Origin of the sequence: Streptomyces sp. NWU339 (genome assembly GCF_003143855.1) — a bacterium.
Taxonomy (GTDB): domain Bacteria; phylum Actinomycetota; class Actinomycetes; order Streptomycetales; family Streptomycetaceae; genus Streptomyces.
In genome coordinates, this window is sequence record NZ_QFRK01000010.1 from 122,163 (window position 1) to 143,105 (window position 20,943).

Here is a 20,943-nt window from a genome sequence, read left to right on the forward strand (position 1 = left end):
GTGGGTCCCTGACGGCGCGTCGGGACGTGATGAGGGCCGGGTTTCGGGCCGGTGTTCCGGCCTCGACAGGCCGGCCGACGGCGCCGGTGATCTGGTCCCAGAGGGCGAAGCGGACGGTCATCTCGGCGCGGTGATCCGAGGCGGTCATCAGGTGGCGGTAGGGCCGGAAGTGGGGTGAGATGCCGCTGAACGCGGACAGGAACCGCTGCGCCCCGCCGACCGAACGGAAGCCCTTCATCGCGCGTTCACGCTGCCGGGTGGGCTGGTGGCTGTTCTCCGCCCGGTTGTCGAGGTACTTCGACTGCCGGTGCTCGACGGAGGGCATGACCTCACGGTGGGCGGCGCCGTAGGAACGCAGCTTGTCGGTGACGACCACCCGCGGCACCGCACGCGTCGTCTTCACCAGGTGGCGGAAGAAGCGCCTGGCGGCGGCCTTGTCCCGGCGGTCCTGCACGAGGATGTCCAGGACGTTGCCGTCCTGGTCGACGGCCCGCCACAAGTATTTCCGCTCTCCGTTGATCCTGACGAACACCTCGTCCAGATGCCATGTATCCCCGGGCCGGGGCCGGCGGCGGCGCAGTCCGTTCGCGTAGGCCTGCCCGAACTTCGCACACCAGCGGCGGACGGTCTCGTGGGAAACGACGACACCGCGCTGCAGCATCAGCTCCTCGACCTCCCGGAAGCTGAGCGGGAAGCGGAAGTACAGCCACACGCAGTGCGCGATGATCTCCGCCGGGTACCGGTGCCCCTTGTACGACGGCGACGTACTCCCCATGGACGATCCCCCTCCCGGCATGACCCACCAGAAGATCATCCCACCCGGTCAGCCAACGTGACAGCACCCTCCCCGACCATGACCAGGCGACGATGAACCGGCTGTTCGCGCGTCCGATGCCCAATTGGACCGACCGCGAGGCGGTTGCGGAGTTCGCTGCCGCCGGCGCGGAGATCCTCGGCGACGACCCCGTCGCCGCGCGCGCAATCGCTGCGCGCATCTGGGACCGCACTCCCGGCACCGCACCCCCGGTCCACATGGCCAACCAGATGGGCATGGTGTTTTCCAGGCTCGACTGCACACCCCGCTGGCGCGAGCGCCTGCCCGAGATCGAGGCCCCCACGCTCGTCGTCCACGGCCGCCACGACCGGTTCTTCCCCGTTGGCAACGGCGAGGCGATCGCGCGCGAGATCCCTGGGGCGCGGCTGCTCGTCCTCAAGGAGGCCGCCACTGCGATCCCCGATGCGGCGGTCGGCGAGGTCACCGAGGCGATGCTCACGCTCGGATAGAGGACGGCGGGTGCCGCGCGGGTCTGGCCTCCACGCAGCAATGGACGTCGAAGGCTCGATCCGGCCGCGCGCCCGCGATCGGCACGATTCCAACCCGAGGTTATCCGGGATGCTTCTCTCGATGGCGTTCTCACGTTGACAGGGTGTGGGCGGCCGGCGGCATGCCGGGGCGTGTTGTGCCTGGCCGGTGTGCTGGATCAGGCCGCCGCGGCAAGGCCGGTGCTGCCGGTGACCTGGTCCCAGACGGCCCTGACACCTTTTGCCGACGCCGTCGACGAAGGCGCGTCAGTGGTGGTGGCCGTGCCGGCCGAGGGTCTCCACGGGGATCGCGCCGGGGCGGGTCCACTGCGGCACGGGGCGGCTGGTCGGACCCCAGGTGGCGTTCCCGTCGGCGTCCGAGCGCCAGTACCAGCACGGGTGGCGCCCCTCGGGCCGGCCCTCGGGGTTGTCCTCCCACGCCTCACGGCGGCCGTAGGGCGTCATGTCGAGCAGGCCCAGGGACCCGTTGACCGGCTCGTTGCCGCGGCCCGTCGTGGAGTAGGTGAGGAACACGCGGTCGCCGTCGCGCAGGAAGCAGGTCAGGTGCCCCATCTCCCCGCCGACCGGCGCGTCCGTGTCGCGCACCGAGTACCAGGGCTGGGTGTAGCCCATGAACGCGACGTAGGCGGCCACCTCGTCCCATCGGCCCGTGGTCAGGACGGCGAACGAGACACCGCGGGCGTTGAGGTAGACAGCATCCTTCAGGTGCCAAGCCGTGGTGGTGCAGCCCTCGCACTGCCCCTGGTGCGGCGCGCCGTCGTACCACATGTGCTGGTAGACCACGAGCTCCTCGCGGCCCTGGAACAGGTTCAGGAACGGGACCGGGCCGTCGGCTCCGACGACCTCGACCGCCTGGTCGAGCTCTACCATCGGCAGCCGGCGGCGGGCCGCGGCGAGGGCGTCGCCCTCGCGGGTGTGGGCCTTCTCCCGGACCAGCAGCTCGTCCCGGGCGGTCTGCCAGGTGGCCAGGTCGACGACGGGCGGGCGGCCGGGCAGCGCGGTGGTCGGGTCGTCCGGTGTGGTCGTCATGGTGTCCTCCGTGGTGTCTCGTGCCGGGCAGCGTCGTACGACGTCCTGGGACGCTCACCAGAACAGACCCGTGACCCGGCCGGAACTCATCGCGGCGGGGGCGCCCCGGCCGGGCCTGCACAAACTACGTCGGGCTGACGAGTTCACAGACGCGCTCTCACAGCTCGAACTCCAGGTGCTCCACGTCGGTGAACGCCACCTGCAGGCCGTGGGCACGCCAGCCGCCGTCGCGGAAGTAGACCTCGCCCAGGCCTTCGGCGGCGAGGGTGCGCAGCTGCCGCTCACTGGCGCCGGCGTCCTGGGCGGCGAAGAGGCGGGCCGCGTGCTGCGGGGGCAGGGTGAGGTGGCGGATGCGGGCGTCGTCGGTGGTACCGGGCGCGGCGGTGAAGCCGAACCGGGCCCGGGTCTCTGCCGTGATCCCAGTCGTGGCCGCGGCCTTGGCCCGAGCTGATGATCGGCGTCAAGTTTTCAGCCAGGTGCGGTGCTGCTCTTCTGCGGACCTGGGGCAGATCGAGCAGGGGCTGGAGCACGCGTTACGCACCCGGCCCGTTCCCTCAAGCACCGAGGCCCGTCTGCGGTTTCTGCTCGCGACACACCGGCATTCCCCCCGCGCCCAACCCCCGTACGTCGGGCACCGCCCACGGCCTGTCGCCGCGGGCGTGTTGTCCCCCGGCGCGCCCGGCCGGTCACAGCTTCAGCAGCGCCGTCAGCAGCGGGCCGCGCATGATCTTGCCGACCTTCCTGTCATCCGGATTGTCGGGAACGGTCACCTTCACCACGGACGGCTGCCCCTCGCCCTCGTCCCCCTCAAGAACCGTCACCTCGGACCCCGCGTACTGCGACTGGCCCTCGAGCACGGCCTTGACGGTCTCGGAGACCTTCAGCGCGGACTTTTCGCTGCGGGCGACCGCGCAGACGACTCCGGAGGTGTCGTCGGCGGACCGGGCGAGCTGGCCGATCGCCAGGTGCGAGAGCTCCTTCCCGCCCCGGCGCGGGTCGATGCCGCTTTGGCGCGGTTCGATGCTCACCGAGTAGACGTCACCGAGACAGGCGACAAGCTGCCGGTACTCGGCCTTGTCGGCGAGCGCCTTGCCGTCGGCGGGGTGGAACACCCGGGTGCCCACCGGGCGGACGTGGGTGAACTCCTGGTCGGACACGGTGTAGTCATTCTGGCTGTCCTCGTCCCCGCTCCAGACCGTCGCCCCGTCCTGCTCGCGCTCCGGACGCCCTTCGGCCTTGAGTTTCTTGATGATCGACTCGGAGTCGAAGGCGCCACGCCAGTAACCGGCCATGAGCGGGGAGTCGGGCGACTGGATCCACAGCCTTTCTTCGACCTGGTCCGGGTCGATCCGGTATCTCGAGACAGCCGAGCCGCTGAGCTCGGTGGCGAACTCCGAATCGGGGAAGGGCCGGAAGTCGGCGAACCGCTCCGGGGCCTGCTTCGTCAGCTCCCGAAGCCTCGCGCTGTCCGTATACCCGACGCTCCAGGTCCCGGGCTCGGACGAGACCTTCCCGAGCGCCGCGGACAGTCCTGAAGCGTCCTCAAAGTCGGATCCCGAGCCGGAGGTGAGGGAACAGCCGGTGGTGAGCAGCAGACCGCATACGGCGGCGACGGCGGCCGATCTTCGGGCCGGAGCCCCGGCGGTACGACGGCGGCGATCAAATGATATGGACATGATCGGTCAGACTATCGGAAAAGGCGGCCAGGGTGGGGATCCCCCGATTGTGCGACATCCTGCGGATTCGCCCTGGCTTTCATCTCCCGTTGCCGCAGGTCAGCCCGACAGACGGGAGCGATGGATTCGCCTAGATCATGATGGTTCTTCAGGAATCCTGAAGAACCATCATGATCCCTACGCAGACGCACCGGCCGAGGGCGACGAGGTGCCTGGTCAGGCCCCCTGCCAAGGACCCGAGGGGGCGGCGAACTCGCGGAATGTTACACAAGCCGGGCACAGCTCGGCTGTAGCGGTGAGGACGGTCAGTTCTCTGACGGGATGCGCGCGGCGATCTCCTTCGCCAGCCGGTCCGCCTCCGGCGACATCGGCCCCTCCTGCTGCGCCACCGTCAGCAGCAGCCGCAGCAGATCGTGCGCCTCCTCCAGGGTCAGCAGCGCCAGCCGCTGGGCCGTGGGATCCACCGGCGCGTACCCACTCTCCTCCGGATCGAGGTGCTCGTCGTCATCCATGACCAGCGCAACGACTCCCCGGGCGCCACGGTCACGCACAAGTTCTGGGGCGGCCCCACCGGGGCACGGAGCATGCGGGCCGCCCCCACCTCCGGCGTGCTGTCAGCGCACAGGGGCCCCAGAGGCCGGGCCGGCGCGTACCGCGGAACGCCCAACTCCACCACCTACACGGCAGCCGCGCCCCTCCGGGCTGCCGCGCGGCAGGACACCCCTCACCGAAGGGCCACACGTCGGCACCAAACCGCCGCGTGATCACATCTTCTCTGCTGGTAGGTACTACAGGTAGTACCTACCTGCGGGTGAGTTTCGGGCCTGATCTCGGTCGGCCAGCGGTCAACTTCCACCCGTGTTGTGAGGCGATCCAGTCGGCAGCGTAGGCGCATACGTGGTCCTTGGCGGGCGGCATCCACTCGGCAGGATCCTTGTCCCCTGGGTACGGTGCGAACTCAGGTGGACCACGGCAATGCGTCGCGGCTCCGAGGTCGTCGTACTACCCACGCCCGTCGCTGAGTCCGGCACGGCACTGACTGCAGCCGGCCGCCAGCGACCGGCCCGCGCCGTCGCGTTGGCGGCCGTTCGGAGGGGCGCTTAGCGTGGGAGGGACGGCGGTTCGCACGCACGTTTCAGTGCGCGCGGCCGGACCGCCCTCGACGTGGAGGACCGGGATGGCATCTGTCTCCTTCCTGCTCGTGGCCGTGATCCTCACCGCCCTGGCCTTCGACTTCACCAACGGGTTCCACGACACCGCCAACTCGATGGCCACCTCGATCGCCACCGGGGCGCTGAGCCCCCGGGTTGCCGTCGCCGTCGCGGGGGTGCTCAATCTGGCCGGAGCCTTCCTCTCCACGGAAGTGGCCAAGACGATCTCGGGCGGCATAGTCCAGGACAGCGAAGTGTCTCTGGTGATGATCTTTGCCGGGCTGATCGGGGCGATCCTGTGGAATCTGGTCACCTGGCTCCTCGGGCTGCCCTCCAGCTCGTCCCACGCCTTGTTCGGCGGGCTGATCGGCGCAGTGTGGGTGGGGGCCGGGGGTTCTGCGGTGCGCTTCGACGCGATCATCGAGAAGATCGTGATCCCTGCGGTTGCCTCACCGGTGGTGGCCTGCGTGATTGCGATGCTGGCCACCTACCTCGCCTATGTGATCACCCGGGGGACATCGCGCCGCGCCGTCGGGAAGGGCTTTCGCACGGGACAGATCGGGTCGGCGTCCTTGGTGGCGCTGGCGCACGGCACCAACGACGCCCAGAAGACGATGGGGGTCATCACCCTCGCACTCATCTCGAGCGGGGTGCTCGCCCATGGCGCGGGGCCGCCCTGGTGGGTGGTGCTGAGCGCGGGCCTTACGATCTCCCTGGGTACCTACATGGGCGGCTGGCGGATCATCCGGACCATGGGCAAGGGGCTCACCGACATCCAGGCCCCGCAGGGCTTCGCCGCCGAGACCAGCGCGACCGCCGTGATCCTGGCCTCGTCGCACATGGGGTTCGCGCTGTCGACCACCCAGGTGTGCACGGGCAGCATCCTCGGCGCAGGGCTGGGCCGCAGGCTGGCACACGTGCGCTGGGGCATCGCCGGGCGGATCGCGGTGTCCTGGCTGCTGACACTGCCGGCCGCGGCCGCCGTGGGAGGCATGGCGGCGTGGGTGGCCGACCAGGGCGACGCCGGGGTGGCGCTGGTGGCGGGCGTCGCGCTGGCTGCCGCGGCAGCCTTCTACATGCTCTCGCGCCGCCGTCCGGTGAGCGCGGAGAACGTCAGCGAGGTGCCGGAACCCGCCGTCAGGTCGGCCGCCTGAGCCGGCCCGGCGGGGCGGCCCTTCGCCGAGGAAGGGGATACGGGATGGACATCGACTGGGGCGCTCTTGCCGGGGTCTTCGGCGTCAGCCTCGGGGTCACGGTGGTGGTGATCGTGATGTTCTCGCTCGGCCTGGCCGCATGGGATCGCGCCGGACACGGAGAGCCCGCCCCCGACGTGCCTAGGGGCCAGCAGAAGGTGGCGGCCGCCACGGCCGTGCTGTGCTTCGCCACCTGCCTCGCGGTCGCGGCCTACGGGATCGATCTGATCGTTCCCGTCTGAACCTGCTCCGGTCACCTCACTCGCCCGGTGCGCGAGGTGCCGCACACCGAGCCCGGGAGAGTGGCGGCGCCGGCAGGTGTCGGAGGCGGACTGAAGAACTGAGCAGCGTCGGAGGGTGCTGTCACCTTGTTGGGTACCTGAACTCCTGACGGCGCGTCGGGGCATGGCGGGCCCGCGCCCCGGGCCGGTGGCCAAGCATCACCCACCAGTGACAAGACAACCAATGTCATTTCGTGCCCTCTGGCAGAACCCGAGACGTGAAGGCTGGGCGCCGTCCTTCTGCTCGGGCACGACCTGCCCCGTTCAGGCAGCACGCCATCGCCGTGTAGGCCGTATGCCTCACTGCCCCCCGCCAGGTGCTGGCCAGACTCAGTCTGGCGAGGACGACCGGTACGCCGACATCAGCCATCGTCGTGCCCAGCCTGCCGCCGGACGCTGCCCTCACGCACCCGTCACGGACCGTATCGGCGTGGCGAGGGCAGAACCCCTTGACCCGGGTTCCGGCAGGGATGGTCAAGGGGTTCTGCCGCCGCCTCGCTCCGCTGCACCACTACCGTCTGTGACTACCCATGCGGAACGTGCGGGCGCTGGGAGCGCGCAGCGCGGGGCCGACGGCGAGGGCGCCTGACAAGGCGCCGCCCAGGACGCCTCACCGGTCCGGTCCTGACGGGAAAACCCGCACCTCACAGGCCTGGTCAAGGGGGCCGGCCACACCGACTGCTTCCCACAGCGCCCTCTGCGGCAGTCCGCCTCGAGGAACCGGCGGCCTTCGGCGCCCGCCGCTCCTGGTCCTGGTCGCCGTCGTCGTTTCGGACTGAGGTTGCCCTACGACTTGCGTCAGGGTCGCCCGTCCGGCACTGGCCTGGCTGTCCCGTGGCAGTGGGCCCTGAGTGCTTGCCGGGGAGGTGTGACCGGCCTCGGTTTCGTGACAGTGGACCTTGAGCACGGTGTTCCTCGCGGCTTTCGCGGTGTGGCGTGCTGTCCCGCGTAGGGTCACCGCGTCGTTGCGGTACGAGCAGAGCGAGCTGGTCACGTGCACCTGGGCATCCTCGGGCAGGCGGTGGGCCTGTTCGCCGTCACCAACCTCGACGACCTCCTGCTTTTGTCCGTGCTCTTCGCCCAGGGCGCCGGACACCGCGGCTCGACCCGCCGCATCGTGCTCGGCCAGTACCTCGGGTTCGCCGCCATCCTCGCCGCCTCGCTCAGCGGGACCTTCCTGCCCGCGGCGGTCATCGCCTACCTCGGCCTCCTGCCGCTCGCCCTCGGCCTCAGGGCGGCCCGGCAGACGTGGAGGAACCACCGGGACGGTGCGGACGAGACCGACGGCGCGGGGAAAAAGGCCGGCCCGAGCCTGCTGGAGGTCGTACTCCTCACCGTCGCCAACGGCGGCGACAACCTCGGCGCCTATGTGCCCGTCTTCGCCACCGCCGGCCTCGGCGCCGTGAGCGCCTACGCCGTCGTCTTCCTCGTCCTGCTCGCGGTGTGGTGCTATGCGGGCCGGTTCCTCGCCACCCGCCCGGCCGTCGCCAAGGCCTTCGGCCGCTGGGGCGACCTCCTGCTCCCGGTGGTCCTCATCGCGATCGGCTTGTTCCTCCTCATCGAGGGGGGCGCCTTCGGGCTCTGAGCCGACGTCGCCGGCGTCGGCCGCTCAAACTTCGACGACACCGGCTCAGCCTCCGCTGTCACAGGAAACCGGCGCCTGACCTGCACGGTCAAGGGCGTTGTCACGTTGTTGAGTGCGTGACTGTCTGATGGTGTGTCGGGGCATGGCGGGCCCGCGGCCCGGGCCTGTGTTCAGGCCGTGGTAGGCAGGTTGGCAGCGCCGGTGCCCTGGTCCCAGATCGCGAAGCGGATGGTCATCTCGGCTCGGTGGTCGGGGGCGGTCATCAGATGGCGGCGGGGCCGGAAGTGCGGTGAGATGCCGCTGAACGCGGCCAGGAACCGCTGGGCTCCGCCGACGCTGCGGAAGCCTTTCATCGCGCGTTCACGCTGCCTCGTCGGCTGATGACTGTTCTCGGCCCGGTTGTTCAGGCCCTTGTGGCAGCGGTGCTCCACCGACGGCATGACCTCACGGTGGGCGGCACCACAGGAGCGCAGCTTGTCCGTGACGATCACCCGGGGCACCGTACGGGACTTCTTCAGCAGCCCGCGGAAGAACCGCCGGGCGGCGGCCTTGTCCCGCCGGTTCTGCACGAGGATGTCCAGCACGGTGCCGTCCTGGTCGACGGCCCGCCACAGGTACTTCCGCTCTCCGTTGATCTTCACGAAGACCTCGTCCAGATGCCATGTGTCCCCGGGCCGCGGCCGGCGGCGGCGCAGGCCGTTGGCGTAGGCCTGGCCGAACGTGGCGCACCAGCGGCGGACCGTCTCACAGGAGACGAGCACGCCGCGCTGCAGCATCAGCTCCTCGACCTCCCGGAACGACAGCGGGGAGCGGAAGTACAGCCACACGCAGGGGGAGATCACCTCGACCGGGTACCGGTGCCCCTGGTACGCCGGCGGCGCACTGCCCACGGACGACCCCTCCCGGCATGACCCACCAGAAGATCATCCCACCCGGTCAATCAACGTGACAGTGCCGCACCGGTCGGTGTCAGGTGCGGGGTGCTCGGTCGAGGCCGGTGAGCGCGCGTCCCATGCGTGCGAGTGCCTGGCGCAGGATCGCCGGTGAGGTCGCGAAGTTGAGACGTACGCATCCGGCGCCGCCGGTGCCGAAGACGTGCCCGGAGCTGAGGGCGACGCGAGCCTCGTCCAGGAACATCCGCGCCGGTCCGGCGAGGTCGCTGACGACGCCCGGTCCGTCGGCCGGACCGTCGTCGTGCAGTCCGAGCCCGGTGCAGTCCAGCCAGGCGAGGTAGGTGCCCTGGGGCGGGACGTACCCCACGCCGGGGAGGTGTTCGTCGATCAGCTTGCCCAGCAGGCTCCGGTTGTCGTCGAGTCCGAGCAGGAGTTCGTCGAGCCAGTCGGTGCCGTCGCGGAACGCCGCTGTGTGGGCGAGGACGCCCAGGTGGCTGGGGCCGTGGCCGACCTCTTCGGGCATACGTCGAAGGTCGTCCGCGGCCTCGGTGCCGGCGATGGCCACGGCGGCCTTGAGACCGGCCAGGTTCCACGCCTTGGACGCGGAGGTCAGGGCGAACCCGTTCTCGGAGCCGGGGACGCTGAGAAACGGTGTGAAGACGGCTCCCGGCAGCACCAGCGGGGCGTGGATCTCGTCGGAGACCACCCGGACACCGTGCCGGCGGGCGAGCGCGGCGATCGCTTCGAGCTCCGCGCGGGTGTGGACGACACCGGTCGGATTGTGCGGGTTGCTCATCAGGAAGGCCGCGCGGCGGCCGTGGCGTCGTGCGCGTATGAACGCCTCTTCGAGGCCGGCGAGGTCGATCCGCCGGTCGGGGCCCAGGCGGGCCTCGACGACGTCCCGGCCGTCGTGCGCGACGAACGCGTAGAACGGCGGGTAGACGGGTGAGCAGACGACGACCGCGTCGCCGGGGCCGGTGATGAGGCGGAGGACCTCGACGATGCCCAGCATGACGTCGGGCACGATCGCGGTGTTCTCCACCCGCAGGCCGTCCCACCGCCATCGCGCGGCGGCGAAGTCGGCGAGGGCCTCGGCGTAAGCGGTGCCGTACGGGTATCCGGTGTCTCCCAGGTCGACGGCCCGGTGCAGCGCGTCGGCGACGGCGGGGGCCAGGGGGACGTCCATCTCCGCCACCCAGAGCGGGAGGACGTCCTCGGGGTGCGTGCGCCACTTCATGCTGGTGCGCTGCCGCAACTGGTCCAGGGACAGCCGAGCCAGCGGATCGGTGCGGTCGCCGTCCCCGGGCTCGGACTCGGAGGGTGAGTGGTGCGTGGCCTCGCTCATGCGGTAGCTCCCCTCGCCCGGGAGAGCCGGGCCTGTGTGGTGACCGTGTGATCGTCCTGCTGGACATTACTCCGTTTCCCCCGCGTGCCGGCCAGGAGATCTGACGGGGCGAGCGGTCGCCGGACCGGCTGCCGGTGGACGCCCGGCAGCCGGTGTGGTCGGCCCTCCCGGGCCGGTCGGCCGGCGAGCCGGTGCCACCGTGTCCGGCAGCCGCACCCGCGCCCGGGTCCCGCCGGCTCCGTGCGGGACGGGTGGCGCGGTCCTCCGGGACCGGAAGCGAGGGACATGACCGAGCCGATGACCCGGTCGGGGCCCAGAATGCCGGGGAGCTCGCGCAGGTCCGGCTCCGCCGCTTCCATCCGGCCCTACCAGCAAGGCACCTCGTGAGTGAGGTCCTCCCACGGTCCCGCCACGACCTTCGCCGCGTTCGACGTTGGGAACCTGCTCACCCACGGCGGGCCGGGTCCGGCGGTCCGCCTGACCGAACGCCGGTCCGGGCGGGACGGCTTCACGCAACTGTTCACCGCACCGCATGCGCCACCGCACCCCGTCTGACGCGCCTTGACCGACTCGCCCGCAAGGGCCCGAGAGAGGAGCACGGGAAAAGACGGGCGGGTCGGCTGCCGTCACATGCCCGAACCCGCAGATCACCCATCGCGCGTCTCCTACGCCCTCGGAATGATCACGTCGGAATCAAGCCGGTGAATCCGGGCTCAGTCACCACCGAAAGTGCGCCAAGGCCTGCTCAACGGCGGATCTGCTGATCAAGGAGAGACGCCAGATGAGCGAGCCCGTTGTCGGGGCCGGGACGGTGAAGGAGCCGCCCCCGGTGCATCCGTCATCGCCGACGACGGCTGCCCCTGATCACCCCACCGCCACCGACAGGCACCACCGACATAGCCGGACGGTGCCGTATGGGGGTGAGCCACATTATGGCGTCCAGTTCGTCATCGCCGACGACGGCTGCCCCTGATCACCCCACTGTCACCGGCAGGCGCCACCGATAGGCGCCACAGACATAGCCGGACGGTGCCGCATGGGGGTGAGCCACATTGTGGCGTCCAGGTGGCGTGAAACACACTGCCCGGACGTCGCTCAGGAATGAATCCGTGATGGACCCCTGGGGCGTATCCGTCGTCGTATTGAGGAGCCGTACGGCCATGCGTAGATCCGTTCTTCTTCCCGCCACCGCGGCCGCGATCGCCGCCGCGTTCACCGCTGCGTGCTCCAGCCCGGGCAGCAGCACCGCCTCCGAGTCGAAGGAGGTGAAGGTCGCCCTCGTCACCTCCACCAGTGGGCCGCTGGCCTCCTACGGCGAGCAGTACCTGCAAGGCTTCGAAGCCGGCCTCGACCACGCCACCGAAGGCACCGGCGCCGTCGACGGCATCAAGGTCACCGTGCTGAAGGACGACGACGCCGGCGATCCGGCCAAGGGCGTCTCCCTGGCCAAGAAGCGCATCGGCCAGGGGGTGCCGATCATCGCCGGCACCGCGGCCTCCGGGGTGGCCACCCAGATCGCCCCGGTGGCGGCGCAGAACAAGACGCTGTACATCAGCGGACCCGCGGCCACCGACGCGCTCACCGGCGTCAACCGCTACACCTTCCGCTCCGGACGCCAGACCTACCAGGACGTGACGACCGCCAAGAACATCCTGGGCGACTCCCAGGGCAAGAAGGTCGTCGTCCTGGCCCAGGACAGCGCCTTCGGGCAGGCCAACGCCGAGGCCGTCAAAGCCGTGCTGGGCACCGACGGCACCACGGTGACCCCGGTGCTGGCACCGCCCAGCGCCACCGATCTGACCCCCGTGGCGAGCAAGGTCAAGGCGGCCGAGCCGGACATGGTCTTCGTCGCCTGGGCGGGAGACACCGCCCAGTCGATGTGGTCCACCCTGGACCAGCAGGGCGTGCTGGATGCCGCCACCGTCGTCACCGGCCTGGACATCAGGGCCAGTTACCCGGTCTTCGGCAAGGCCCGCGAGAAGGTCACCCTGCTGGCCCACTACGTGCCCGAGGCCACCAGCACGCCGGAGGCCGAGGCCATGCGGGCGTACTTCGCGAAGAAGAAGTGGGACGAGGACCTGTTCTCACCGGACGGCTTCAACGCCGCCCAGATGGTCGTCGAGGCCATCAAGGCCGGTGGAGCGGACGGGGACACCGACGCCATGATCAAGGCCCTGGAGGGCTTCACCTTCTCCGGGGTCAAGGGGAAGAACACCGTACGGGCGGGCGACCACGCACTGCTGCAGCCCACCTTCCAGGCGAAGTTCGCCTCGGCCGACCACCCGGAGGTGTCAAGGACCTTCCCCGCCGAGCAGGTCGCGCCCGCCGAGAAGAAGATCGGCTGACGCATGACGCCCGTACTGCAACTGGACCGGCTCAGCTGGTCGGTCGGTGGCGCCAGCATCATCAACGAGGTGTCCCTCGCCGTGCGCGAGGGGGAACTGCTGGCCGTCATCGGCCCCAACGGGGCCGGAAAGACCTCCCTGTTCAATCTCGTCTCCGGCCTGACCTCTCCGACCGGCGGCACCATCCGCCTCGACGGTCACGACATCACCTCCCTGCCGCCGCACCGGCGCTCTCGCCGGGGCATCGGGCGGACCTTCCAGTCGTCCTCGGTCTTCTCGACCATGACGGTGGCCGAACACGTGGAGCTGGCCGCCCGGTCCGCCGGGGTGCGCCGCGTGAGCGCGGCCGACGTGACGGGGGTGCTGGCCCGGGTTCGCCTGGCCGACCGCGGCGCCGATCTCGCGGCCGGCCTGTCCCACGGCGACAAGCGCAAACTCGAGTTGGCGATGCTTCTCGCGCCCACCCTCGCCGGCGGCTCGGCCGGAGCGCGACTGATGCTGCTCGACGAGCCGATGGCGGGTGTGGCCGCGGAGGAGACCGGCGAACTCACCGACCTCATCCGTTCGCTGCACCGCGACGAGGGCCGGACCGTGATGCTCGTCGAGCATCACATGGAAGTGGTACTCGGCCTGGCCGACCGGGTCGCCGTCATGCACCACGGACAGCTGCTCGCCGCCGCGGCACCGGCCGAGGTCATGGCGAACGCGACCGTCCAGCAGGCCTACCTGGGAGACGAGCTCTGATGTCATCTCCACCGATACTCACCGTCAGCGGCCTCGAAGTGAACATCGCCGGGTCGCACATCCTCAAGGGCATCAGTTTCGACGTCCCGGCCTCCGGGGTGACCGCCCTGCTGGGGCGCAACGGCGTCGGAAAGACCACCACGATCCGCGCGGTCCTCGGACTGCTGCCCGACGGCGGACAGGTGACCGCGGGCCGCGTCACCTTCGAGGGCCACGACATCACCGCCGAGCCCACCCACCGCACGATACGCCGCGGCATCGGCTACGCCCCCGAGGACCGCGGGATCTTCGCCGGCCTGACCGTCGCCGAGAACCTCGCCCTGGCCGAACGCCCGGGCAGCGCCCACCACTACGACCTCGTGCACGATCTGTTCCCCGAACTCGCCACCCGCAGCGGCCAGCGCGCCGGCACCCTGTCCGGCGGCCAGCAGCAGATGGTCGCCCTCGCCCGGACCCTGCTCAACGACAACGCCCTGGTCATCGTGGACGAACCCACCAAGGGCCTGGCTCCCCGTGTGGTCACCGAGGCCGCCGAGGTCCTGGAGCGCGCCGCGGAGCGGGTGCCGCTCCTGCTGGTCGAACAGAACCTCGCCGTCGTCCGCCGACTGGCTCGCAGCGCCGTCGTGCTGGACGCCGGACAGGTGGTGCACACCGGTGACGCGCGCGAACTGCTCGCGGACACGGAGCGGACGACCGCGCTGCTGGGTGTCGGCAGCCACTCGAAGAACGGAGCCGCCTGATGGACACCCTCGTCCTGCTCACCCTGACCGGTCTCGGCCTGGGAGCCCTGTACTTCCTCATCGCTTCCGGTCTGGCCCTGATCTTCGGGCTGATGGACGTGCTGAACTTCGCGCACGGCGCGTTCCTCACCGTCGCCGGCTACACCGCCTGGCTCACCGCCGAGGCGGTCGGCGGGGTTCCGGGGCTGCTGCTGGCAGCTGTGGTGGGAACGGCTACCGGCCTCGCCCTGGCGGTGGTGGTGGAGCTGGTTCTCATCCGGCGGCTGTACGGCCGGGTCAAGGAGCAGATCCTGGTCACCGTCGGGCTCTCACTGGCCATTCCGGCGGCGGTACAGACCATCTGGGGCGCCGACGCCCGCGCCTTCCCGGTACCGGACGCGCTGAGCGGCACCGTCGGGGTGCTCGGCGCCCAGGTGCCCGTCAACCGCTTCCTGCTGATCGCGGTGGCGGTACTCGTTCTCTTCGGCGTCCAGATGTTCCTGTCCCGTACCCGCTACGGGCTCATCGTCCGCGCCGGGGTCGAGGACCGGGCGATGGTGACGGCGCTGGGCATCGACGTCACCCGGGCCTTCACCCTCGTCTTCGCGCTCGGCGGTGCCCTGGCGGGGCTCGCCGGCGTGCTGGGCGGAATCTACTTCAGCTCGCTCTCCCCGCATCAGGGAACGTCGCTGCTCATCTTCGCCTTCGTGGTCGTGATCATCGGCGGCCTCGGCTCGATCACCGGCGTCGCGCTGTCCGCACTCAGCGTGGGCCTGGTGCAGCAGTACGCCAACTACTACGCGGGCGGTTACGGCGACCTCGCCGTCATCATCCTGCTCGCCGCCGTGGTGCTGGCCCGGCCGAAGGCCGGCACCGACTCGCCGCTGCAGCGGCTGCGGCGCGCGCTCACCGCACCCCGGGCACAATCCGCAGGAGGCACGGCATGACCGCCACCCGTACCCCGCAGGCGACCCCCGCCGCACCGGTGAAGCGGTCCGCAGCACCGCGGGCCGGGCGACTGCGGCGGGTCCGGTCGGTGACCGTCCCGGCCGCCGTGCTGCTGGTGCTCGCGCTGCTGCCGTACTCGGCAGTGGACATCCCCGTACTCCTCGACGGCCCGGTCAACTCCCCGGGATCACTGCAGCTGTTCGCGCTCTGCCTGGTCTTCGGCGCGCTCGCGCTCGGCTACGACCTGATGTTCGGCCGCACCGGGCTGCTGTCCTTCGGCCACGCCCTGTACATCGCCGGCGGCGCCTACGGCACGCAGCTGGCCATGGCCGAACTCGGCCTCGGTCTGCTGCCCGCCGCCCTGCTCACCCTGGTTCTCGGCACTGTGGCCGCCCTCGTCCTCGGCGCCATCTCGTTGCGCACGCTCGCCCTCGGCGGCGTCGGCTTCGCCATGGTCACCCTGGCCTTCGCCCAGGCGGGTGCGATCTGGGTGGAGCGCAACCCCGGCGGTCTCACCGGCGGCGAGGAGGGCCTGCCACTGCACACCGACGGGGTGCCGGCAGCGCTGGTCGGCGTGCAGAACACCGCCAACATCTACTGGCTCGCCCTCGGCTACCTGGCTCTGGTCGCCACCGTCGTGTGGATCGCCACCGCCCGCCCGGTCGGCCGTGTCTGGCAGGGGATCCGCGACAACGAACAGCGCGTCGCGGTCCTCGGCCGCAGCCCGTTCGTCTACAAGCTCGGCGCCTTCACCCTCGCTTCCGCACTCGCCCTTCTCGGCGGCGTGCTGCACCTCTTGGTCACCGCGGGCGCCACTCCGCACACCTCCACCTCGGAGTTCACGCTCACCCTGCTGGTCATGGCGGTGCTGGGCGGTAGCGGCACCCGCTGGGGGCCGATCGTCGGCGGGGTGCTCTTCACCTACCTCGACCAGCGGCTCGGTGGCTGGAACCTCGGCGTGGAGCCCATGCTGATTCTGGGTGCGCTCTTCATCATCGCCGTCTACGCGGCCCCCGGCGGCATCACCGCCCTGGGCCGGAGGAGGAGTTCATGACCGTGCCCACCCGAGGCATCATGCAGAGTCTCACCGCCCCGGTGGACGGCGGTGAACTCGCCGTCACCCGGTGGCCGGGCGACGGCCCGCCGGTCATCGCGCTGCACGGCATCACCGCCAACTCCCTGGCCTTCGCCGCCGTGGCCGAAGCGTTGCCCGACGCCGATTTCTACGCTCCCGACCTGCGAGGCCGGGCCGCCAGCGCGGCTCTGCCCGGTCCGTACGGCCTGACCGCCCACGTCCGCGACATCCTCGCGCTGCTCGACCACCTCGGCCGGCAGCAGGCGGTGCTCCTCGGCCACTCCATGGGCGCTTTCGTCGCCGCCCTGGCCGCCGCCCGGCACCCGGAGCGCTTTCCGCGCGTGGTCCTGGTCGACGGCGGCCTGGGCTTTCCCGCCCCCACGGGCACCACCATCGACGAGCTGCTGCAGGCCGTCATCGGCCCGGCGATGGACCGGCTGTCGATGACCTTCGAAGACCGAGAGGCCTACCTCGAGTTCTTCCGGGCCCACCCCGCGCTCGCCCCGCACTGGGGCCCACAGGTGGCCGCCTACGTCGACCGCGACCTCACAGGTCGCTCACCCGAGCTGCGCAGCAGCTGCGTACTCGACGCGGTACGCGCGGACGGCGCCGACGTGCTCAGTGACCCCGAAACCCTGGCCGCCATCCATCAGCCACATGTGCACGGCGCCCTGCTCTGGGCCGAACGCGGCCTGCTCGACGAACCGCAGGCCCTCTACGATCCGGGCCGTATCGCCGCGGCTGCCCTGGACCCCGACCGGATGCCCGCCCGGTGTATCGGCGACACCAACCACTACTCGATCCTGTTCCCGCCGGCCGCCGACGAGGTCGCGACCGCGGTGCGGGCCTCGACGCACACTTCGAGCAGGTGGTGAGGCGCGCCGGATGGGGGCGTCCGGTCGGCGGCCCTGTATCACTTCCGGTGGTGACAGGGGGTCACGTCGGCCGAGGAGGACGCGGTGGCGGAGGAGCGGGAAGCCTGTCCGCCCGTACATCTGCCGCGCGATCAGCTCGGTCCTGGTGGTGACGCCTTCGGTTCCACCGTTGTGGTACGGGAACGTGAACGCGGCGGTCACGGCGTCACGGTCCCGCTCCGGACCGCGGGTGAAGGCGTGCAGGTGTGGCAGGTCGGCCGCGTGGACCTGGGCGATCCAGAGCTCGAGCGTGTCGGCGCTTCCTGGGCGGGGCTTCAGCGGAACCGTCCCGGCACACGACCTCGGTGCCCGGATGCTCGCGCAGCCACGCCTGAAGCGCGTCGGCCGTGCGGCCGGGCAGCACGTCGATCCGCTCATGGCTCTCGGCGTCGGTCACCGACGTGGCACAGCGGTGCCACCGCCACAGGGCGAAGTCGTCGACGCCGATCACGCGGGGCACCCGCCCGGCCCGCCGACTCCTTGACCACGGGCTTGACCTGCCCGATCGAACGGGCTGTACGCCGTCGGTGTCGCTCCAGACTCCGGGCATCTGCCCGCGGAGGGTGTGGCGGCAGCCGCGCGTGGGACACACCAGGCGCCGCACCCGGACACGGACCACTACCCGCCGCCCGTCCACGGGCACGTCGGCCACGGCCCGCAGATGACAGCCGTGCGCACGTCATGACCGGCTCCGACGCAGGGCATGTTCTCTCCCCGCACGCCTCTCCCCGCACGCCTCTCCCCGGCTCGGCCCTACTCCTTCAGGCCCACCGCCCCGACGGCGTGGCCCTGCTCGTGGGTGACGGCCGCGGAGTCGGGGTCCGGACGCCAGTCGGCAGACCTGACCAGGCCCGGTTCGACCAGACGCAGCCCCTGCAGGAAGCTCCCGATGTGCTCGGGCGAGCGCAGGTGGTACGTATTGACGGACTGCGCGTTGTACGCCTCGACGGCCGCCTCGAGTCGCTCGTCGGTGGCCGTGCCGTCGCTCAGGACCACATGGCTGCCCGGCGGCAACGCGTCGATCAGCTCGGCCATGATCCGCTCGGGCTCCTCCTCGTCCGAGACCTGGCCCATGATGTTGAGCAGCATCAGGCCGACGGGCCGGTCGAAGTCCAGTGTGCGGGCCGCCTGGGTGAGGATCTTCCGCGGATCCCGCACATCGGCGTCGAGGTAGGCGCACTTTCCTTCCGGCGTACTGCGCAGCAAGGCGTCGGCGTGGGCGAGGACGATGGGGTCGTTGTCCACGTAGACGATCTTGCTTTCCGGCGCGATGCCCTGGGCGACCTCGTGGGTGTTGTTGGCGGTGGGCAACCCGGTGCCGATGTCGAGGAACTGGCGGATCCCGGCGTCGCGCGCCAGGAACCGCACCGCTCGCACCAGGAAGCGCCGTTGCACGCGGGCGACGGCCGCGAACTCGGGGAAGTTCTGGAGGATCAGGTCGCCGGCCTGACTGTCCACCGGGTAGTGGTTCTTCCCGCCGAGCAGGTAGTCCCACACACGCGCCGAGTGGGGTCGATCGGTCTGCAGCCCGCTGCCCCGGGCTTCTCGGTCAGTCATGATCGAAGCATGGCACACGGCGGCCCTCAGAGCTCTCAACCTCCTTGTTCAAGCTCGGCGTTGGGCCCACGGCGCCGGTCGCCGGATCCAGCTCGGTGGCCGTGCAGCGGGTTCTGGGCCAGGTGGTGCAGGCTCAGGGCGACTTGGATCTCCAGGGCCTTGCCGGGCGTGTTCCAGTCGGGGCCGAGGAGTTGGGCGACCCGGTCGAGGCGCTGGACCACGGTGTTGACGTGGACGTGCAGGGCGTCCTTGGCTCTGGCGAGGCTGGCGCCGTGGTCGTAGTAGGCGCTGAGGGTGCGGGCGAGTTCGGTGCCACGCTGGGCGTCGTAGGCGAGTACGGGGCCCAGGACGCGATCCACGTATCCGTGGATGTCCGCCCGGTCGCCGAGGAGCACCCCGAGGAAGCCGAGGTCGGCCAGGCCGGCGCCGGTGCCGGTGCGGCCGAGCGCTTCGAGGGCTTCGAGGCAGCGGCGTGCCTCGTCGTAGGTGTCGGGGAGGTGTTCGGGGCCCGTGCCGGGGCCCGCTGCTCCGACGGTGATGGGGGTGCCCAGGCCCCGGGAGAGGCCTTGGGCGAGTTCCTGGGCGAGGGGGCCCGGAGTCGTGGTGGGTGCCAGCAGGACGGTGTGCCCGTTGCGGGTGCCGGCCAGGCCGCCGAGCGTGCGGGCACGGCGTGCCGCCTCGATCAGCAGGCGTGAGCGCAGGTCCGGGTCGCAGTTGAGGACGAGCACCGCGTGCGGCTGGGTGAGATTGATGTCCAGCTTTCTGGCACGCAGCGTCAGACTGCCGATGTTGCGGTGGCTTCCGGGGGATTGGGCGGTGAGCAGGTCGTCGAGGAGTTCGCCGCGCACCCGGTCCTCGGCCTCGGCCACGGACCGGCGCAGGAGCAGCAGGAGGGCGGTGACCATGCCGGCCCGTTCGAACAGACGCCGGTCGGCGTCGGTGAGATCGGCCCGGTCGGTGAGCACCAGGCTGCCGAGGAGTTCCGGGCCCGCCAGGACGGCGCACACCCAGTTGCCGCCGACGGGGACGGCCCGTCCGCCTCGGCGGGAGGCTTCGATCCCCTGCTCGGGCGGGCGGACCGGGCCGGTCCCCAGGCGGGCGAGTTCGGTGCCGTCCGCGTCGTGAACGGCCAGGCCGCCGCCGAGGAGGGCGGCGATCTCGCGGGTGACGTCATCGACGTCGCCGCCTCTGAGGACCAGGTCGGTGAGCCGGTCGTGGGCGTCGGCCGCGCGGTGCAGGTCTTCGCTGTGGGCCCGGGCCGTTTCGTTGGCGGCGTTCAGCTCGACCAGCGCGGAGCGGGTCTCCTCCAGCAGGCGCGCGCCGTCGATGGCCACGGCGGCGTGGTCGGCCAGGGAGGAGAGCAGGGCGATGGCCTCGGGGGTGAAGTCGCGCGGAGCGCGGTCTCCGGCGAACAGGACGCCGATCACGCGCCGGCCGACGCGCAGGGGCACGCCGAGGATGCCGCGCAGGCCCTCCTCGTCGACTCCCTCGTCGATGGTCCCGGTGTGCTTGAAACGGCGGTCGGTGCGGTAGTCGGTGCTCGCGTAGGGGCGGGCGGTCTGCGCGACCAGACCACCGAGTCCCTCCCCCATGGCGAGGCGCAGTTGCTGGAACTTGGCGGAGACCGAGCCGGCGGTCACCCGCATGAACGTGTCGTCGGCCGTGGGGTCGTTCAGGGTCATGTACGCGGTGTCGGTGCCCAGCAGGGTTCTGGCCCGGTGCACGATGGCCCGCAGTACGGCGTCCAGGTCGCGCAGTGCGGCCAGGTCGCTCGCGGTGTCGAAGAGGGCGGCGAGTTCGGCCTCCCGGCGTCGGCGCTGGGCCAGGGTCCGGTGGATGTCCAGTGCGGTCCGGGTGGCCTCGTCGATGACGGCCTGCTCGCTCGGGTCGGCTCCGGCCGCGCGGGCCCGGGCCGCGGGCTGGGCCAGGTGTTCGACGGGTGCGTCGGCGGCGAGCAGGTCGAGCAGCTGCCGGAGTGCGGCCGTCGCCGTGTGGGAGGGGTCGCTGCCGACGGTCACGGGGCTCACGGGGGGCATGGGGCAGTCCTCCCTCCAGCTGTGCGGCTGGTGTGTGGACGGGCTGTGGTGGCCTGCGTGGCGGGCACGGTGTCTACGGACGGGCATGCCGCGGTCCGCCCGTTTTCTCCTTCACGGGGCGGACCGCGA

At 71.0% G+C, this 20,943-nt stretch carries 17 protein-coding genes and 3 pseudogenes; 10 read left to right on the forward strand and 10 right to left on the reverse strand.

The window, feature by feature from the left end:
- Positions 1–88: 88 nt before the first annotated feature.
- A pseudogene (locus tag DIZ27_RS14855) lies at positions 89–775 on the reverse strand (IS6 family transposase); the annotation flags it as partial.
- Between the two features lie 92 nt (positions 776–867).
- Between DIZ27_RS14855 and DIZ27_RS14860 the strand changes: the two are divergent.
- Positions 868–1,284 (forward strand): alpha/beta hydrolase, encoded by a 417-nt coding sequence (locus DIZ27_RS14860; RefSeq protein WP_258308372.1) that lies wholly within the window; start codon positions 868–870, stop codon positions 1,282–1,284.
- A gap of 285 nt (positions 1,285–1,569) precedes the next feature.
- On the opposite strand, the gene DIZ27_RS14865 is transcribed toward DIZ27_RS14860, so the two are convergent.
- The 4 genes and pseudogenes from DIZ27_RS14865 to DIZ27_RS14880 form a co-directional block, all read right to left on the reverse strand.
- Positions 1,570–2,352 (reverse strand): DUF899 domain-containing protein, encoded by a 783-nt coding sequence (locus DIZ27_RS14865; RefSeq protein ID WP_109378874.1) that lies wholly within the window; start codon positions 2,350–2,352, stop codon positions 1,570–1,572.
- Positions 2,353–2,509: 157 nt separating this feature from the next.
- Positions 2,510–2,800: pseudogene (locus tag DIZ27_RS47070) on the reverse strand (XRE family transcriptional regulator); the annotation flags it as partial.
- Positions 2,801–3,038: 238 nt separating this feature from the next.
- Entirely contained in the window at positions 3,039–4,028 is a 990-nt protein-coding gene (locus tag DIZ27_RS14875; protein WP_109378875.1) for a hypothetical protein, read from the reverse strand.
- 305 nt (positions 4,029–4,333) lie between these two features.
- Positions 4,334–4,540: a DUF6417 family protein gene (locus DIZ27_RS14880; protein ID WP_109378876.1), complete on the reverse strand. Its 207-nt coding sequence runs from the start codon at positions 4,538–4,540 to the stop codon at positions 4,334–4,336.
- 665 nt (positions 4,541–5,205) lie between these two features.
- On the opposite strand from DIZ27_RS14880, the gene DIZ27_RS14885 reads away from it, so the two are divergent.
- The 3 genes from DIZ27_RS14885 to DIZ27_RS14895 all read left to right on the forward strand — a co-directional run bounded on the left by DIZ27_RS14885 (position 5,206) and on the right by DIZ27_RS14895 (position 8,238).
- The gene (locus DIZ27_RS14885) at positions 5,206–6,333 is read left to right on the forward strand and encodes an inorganic phosphate transporter (RefSeq protein ID WP_109378877.1); all 1,128 of its coding nucleotides are present in this window, start codon (positions 5,206–5,208) and stop codon (positions 6,331–6,333) included.
- Between the two features lie 44 nt (positions 6,334–6,377).
- A complete protein-coding gene (locus tag DIZ27_RS14890) occupies positions 6,378–6,614 on the forward strand; it encodes a hypothetical protein (protein ID WP_109378878.1) in 237 nt (78 codons plus the stop codon).
- Positions 6,615–7,647: 1,033 nt separating this feature from the next.
- Positions 7,648–8,238, forward strand: coding sequence for a cadmium resistance transporter (locus tag DIZ27_RS14895; RefSeq protein ID WP_109378879.1), 591 nt, complete (start codon positions 7,648–7,650; stop codon positions 8,236–8,238).
- Between the two features lie 170 nt (positions 8,239–8,408).
- Here DIZ27_RS14895 and DIZ27_RS14900 read toward each other — a convergent pair whose 3' ends face one another.
- Positions 8,409–9,128 carry an IS6 family transposase gene (locus DIZ27_RS14900; RefSeq protein WP_109378880.1) on the reverse strand — a complete coding sequence of 240 codons (720 nt, stop codon included), beginning with the start codon at positions 9,126–9,128 and terminating at the stop codon, positions 8,409–8,411.
- A gap of 79 nt (positions 9,129–9,207) precedes the next feature.
- Positions 9,208–10,476, reverse strand: coding sequence for a MalY/PatB family protein (locus DIZ27_RS14905; protein ID WP_109378881.1), 1,269 nt, complete (start codon positions 10,474–10,476; stop codon positions 9,208–9,210).
- 1,160 nt (positions 10,477–11,636) lie between these two features.
- On the opposite strand from DIZ27_RS14905, the gene DIZ27_RS14910 reads away from it, so the two are divergent.
- From DIZ27_RS14910 to DIZ27_RS14935, 6 genes are read left to right on the forward strand one after another with little or no spacing between them, the layout of a single operon-like run.
- The gene (locus DIZ27_RS14910) at positions 11,637–12,821 is read left to right on the forward strand and encodes a substrate-binding domain-containing protein (protein WP_109378882.1); all 1,185 of its coding nucleotides are present in this window, start codon (positions 11,637–11,639) and stop codon (positions 12,819–12,821) included.
- A 3-nt stretch (positions 12,822–12,824) separates the two neighbouring features.
- Positions 12,825–13,565 (forward strand): ABC transporter ATP-binding protein, encoded by a 741-nt coding sequence (locus tag DIZ27_RS14915; RefSeq protein ID WP_109378883.1) that lies wholly within the window; start codon positions 12,825–12,827, stop codon positions 13,563–13,565.
- Positions 13,565–14,305, forward strand: a complete 741-nt coding sequence (locus DIZ27_RS14920) for an ABC transporter ATP-binding protein (protein WP_109378884.1) — start codon at positions 13,565–13,567, stop codon at positions 14,303–14,305. The genes DIZ27_RS14915 and DIZ27_RS14920 overlap by 1 nt, the downstream gene beginning before the upstream one ends.
- Positions 14,305–15,231: a branched-chain amino acid ABC transporter permease gene (locus DIZ27_RS14925; RefSeq protein ID WP_109378885.1), complete on the forward strand. Its 927-nt coding sequence runs from the start codon at positions 14,305–14,307 to the stop codon at positions 15,229–15,231. Before DIZ27_RS14920 ends, DIZ27_RS14925 begins: the two co-directional genes overlap by 1 nt.
- On the forward strand, positions 15,228–16,286 hold the full coding sequence (locus tag DIZ27_RS14930; protein WP_109378886.1) for a branched-chain amino acid ABC transporter permease: 1,059 nt from the start codon (positions 15,228–15,230) through the stop codon (positions 16,284–16,286). Before DIZ27_RS14925 ends, DIZ27_RS14930 begins: the two co-directional genes overlap by 4 nt.
- Positions 16,283–17,182: an alpha/beta fold hydrolase gene (locus tag DIZ27_RS14935; RefSeq protein WP_181383532.1), complete on the forward strand. Its 900-nt coding sequence runs from the start codon at positions 16,283–16,285 to the stop codon at positions 17,180–17,182. The genes DIZ27_RS14930 and DIZ27_RS14935 overlap by 4 nt, the downstream gene beginning before the upstream one ends.
- A gap of 69 nt (positions 17,183–17,251) precedes the next feature.
- Here the strand turns inward: DIZ27_RS14935 and DIZ27_RS14940 are convergent.
- The 3 genes and pseudogenes from DIZ27_RS14940 to DIZ27_RS14950 form a co-directional block, all read right to left on the reverse strand.
- Positions 17,252–17,900: pseudogene (locus DIZ27_RS14940) on the reverse strand (transposase); the annotation flags it as partial.
- Between the two features lie 74 nt (positions 17,901–17,974).
- Positions 17,975–18,778: an SAM-dependent methyltransferase gene (locus DIZ27_RS14945; RefSeq protein ID WP_109378887.1), complete on the reverse strand. Its 804-nt coding sequence runs from the start codon at positions 18,776–18,778 to the stop codon at positions 17,975–17,977.
- 35 nt (positions 18,779–18,813) lie between these two features.
- Positions 18,814–20,814, reverse strand: a complete 2,001-nt coding sequence (locus tag DIZ27_RS14950) for a GAF domain-containing protein (protein WP_109378888.1) — start codon at positions 20,812–20,814, stop codon at positions 18,814–18,816.
- Between the last annotated feature and the right edge of the window lie 129 nt (positions 20,815–20,943).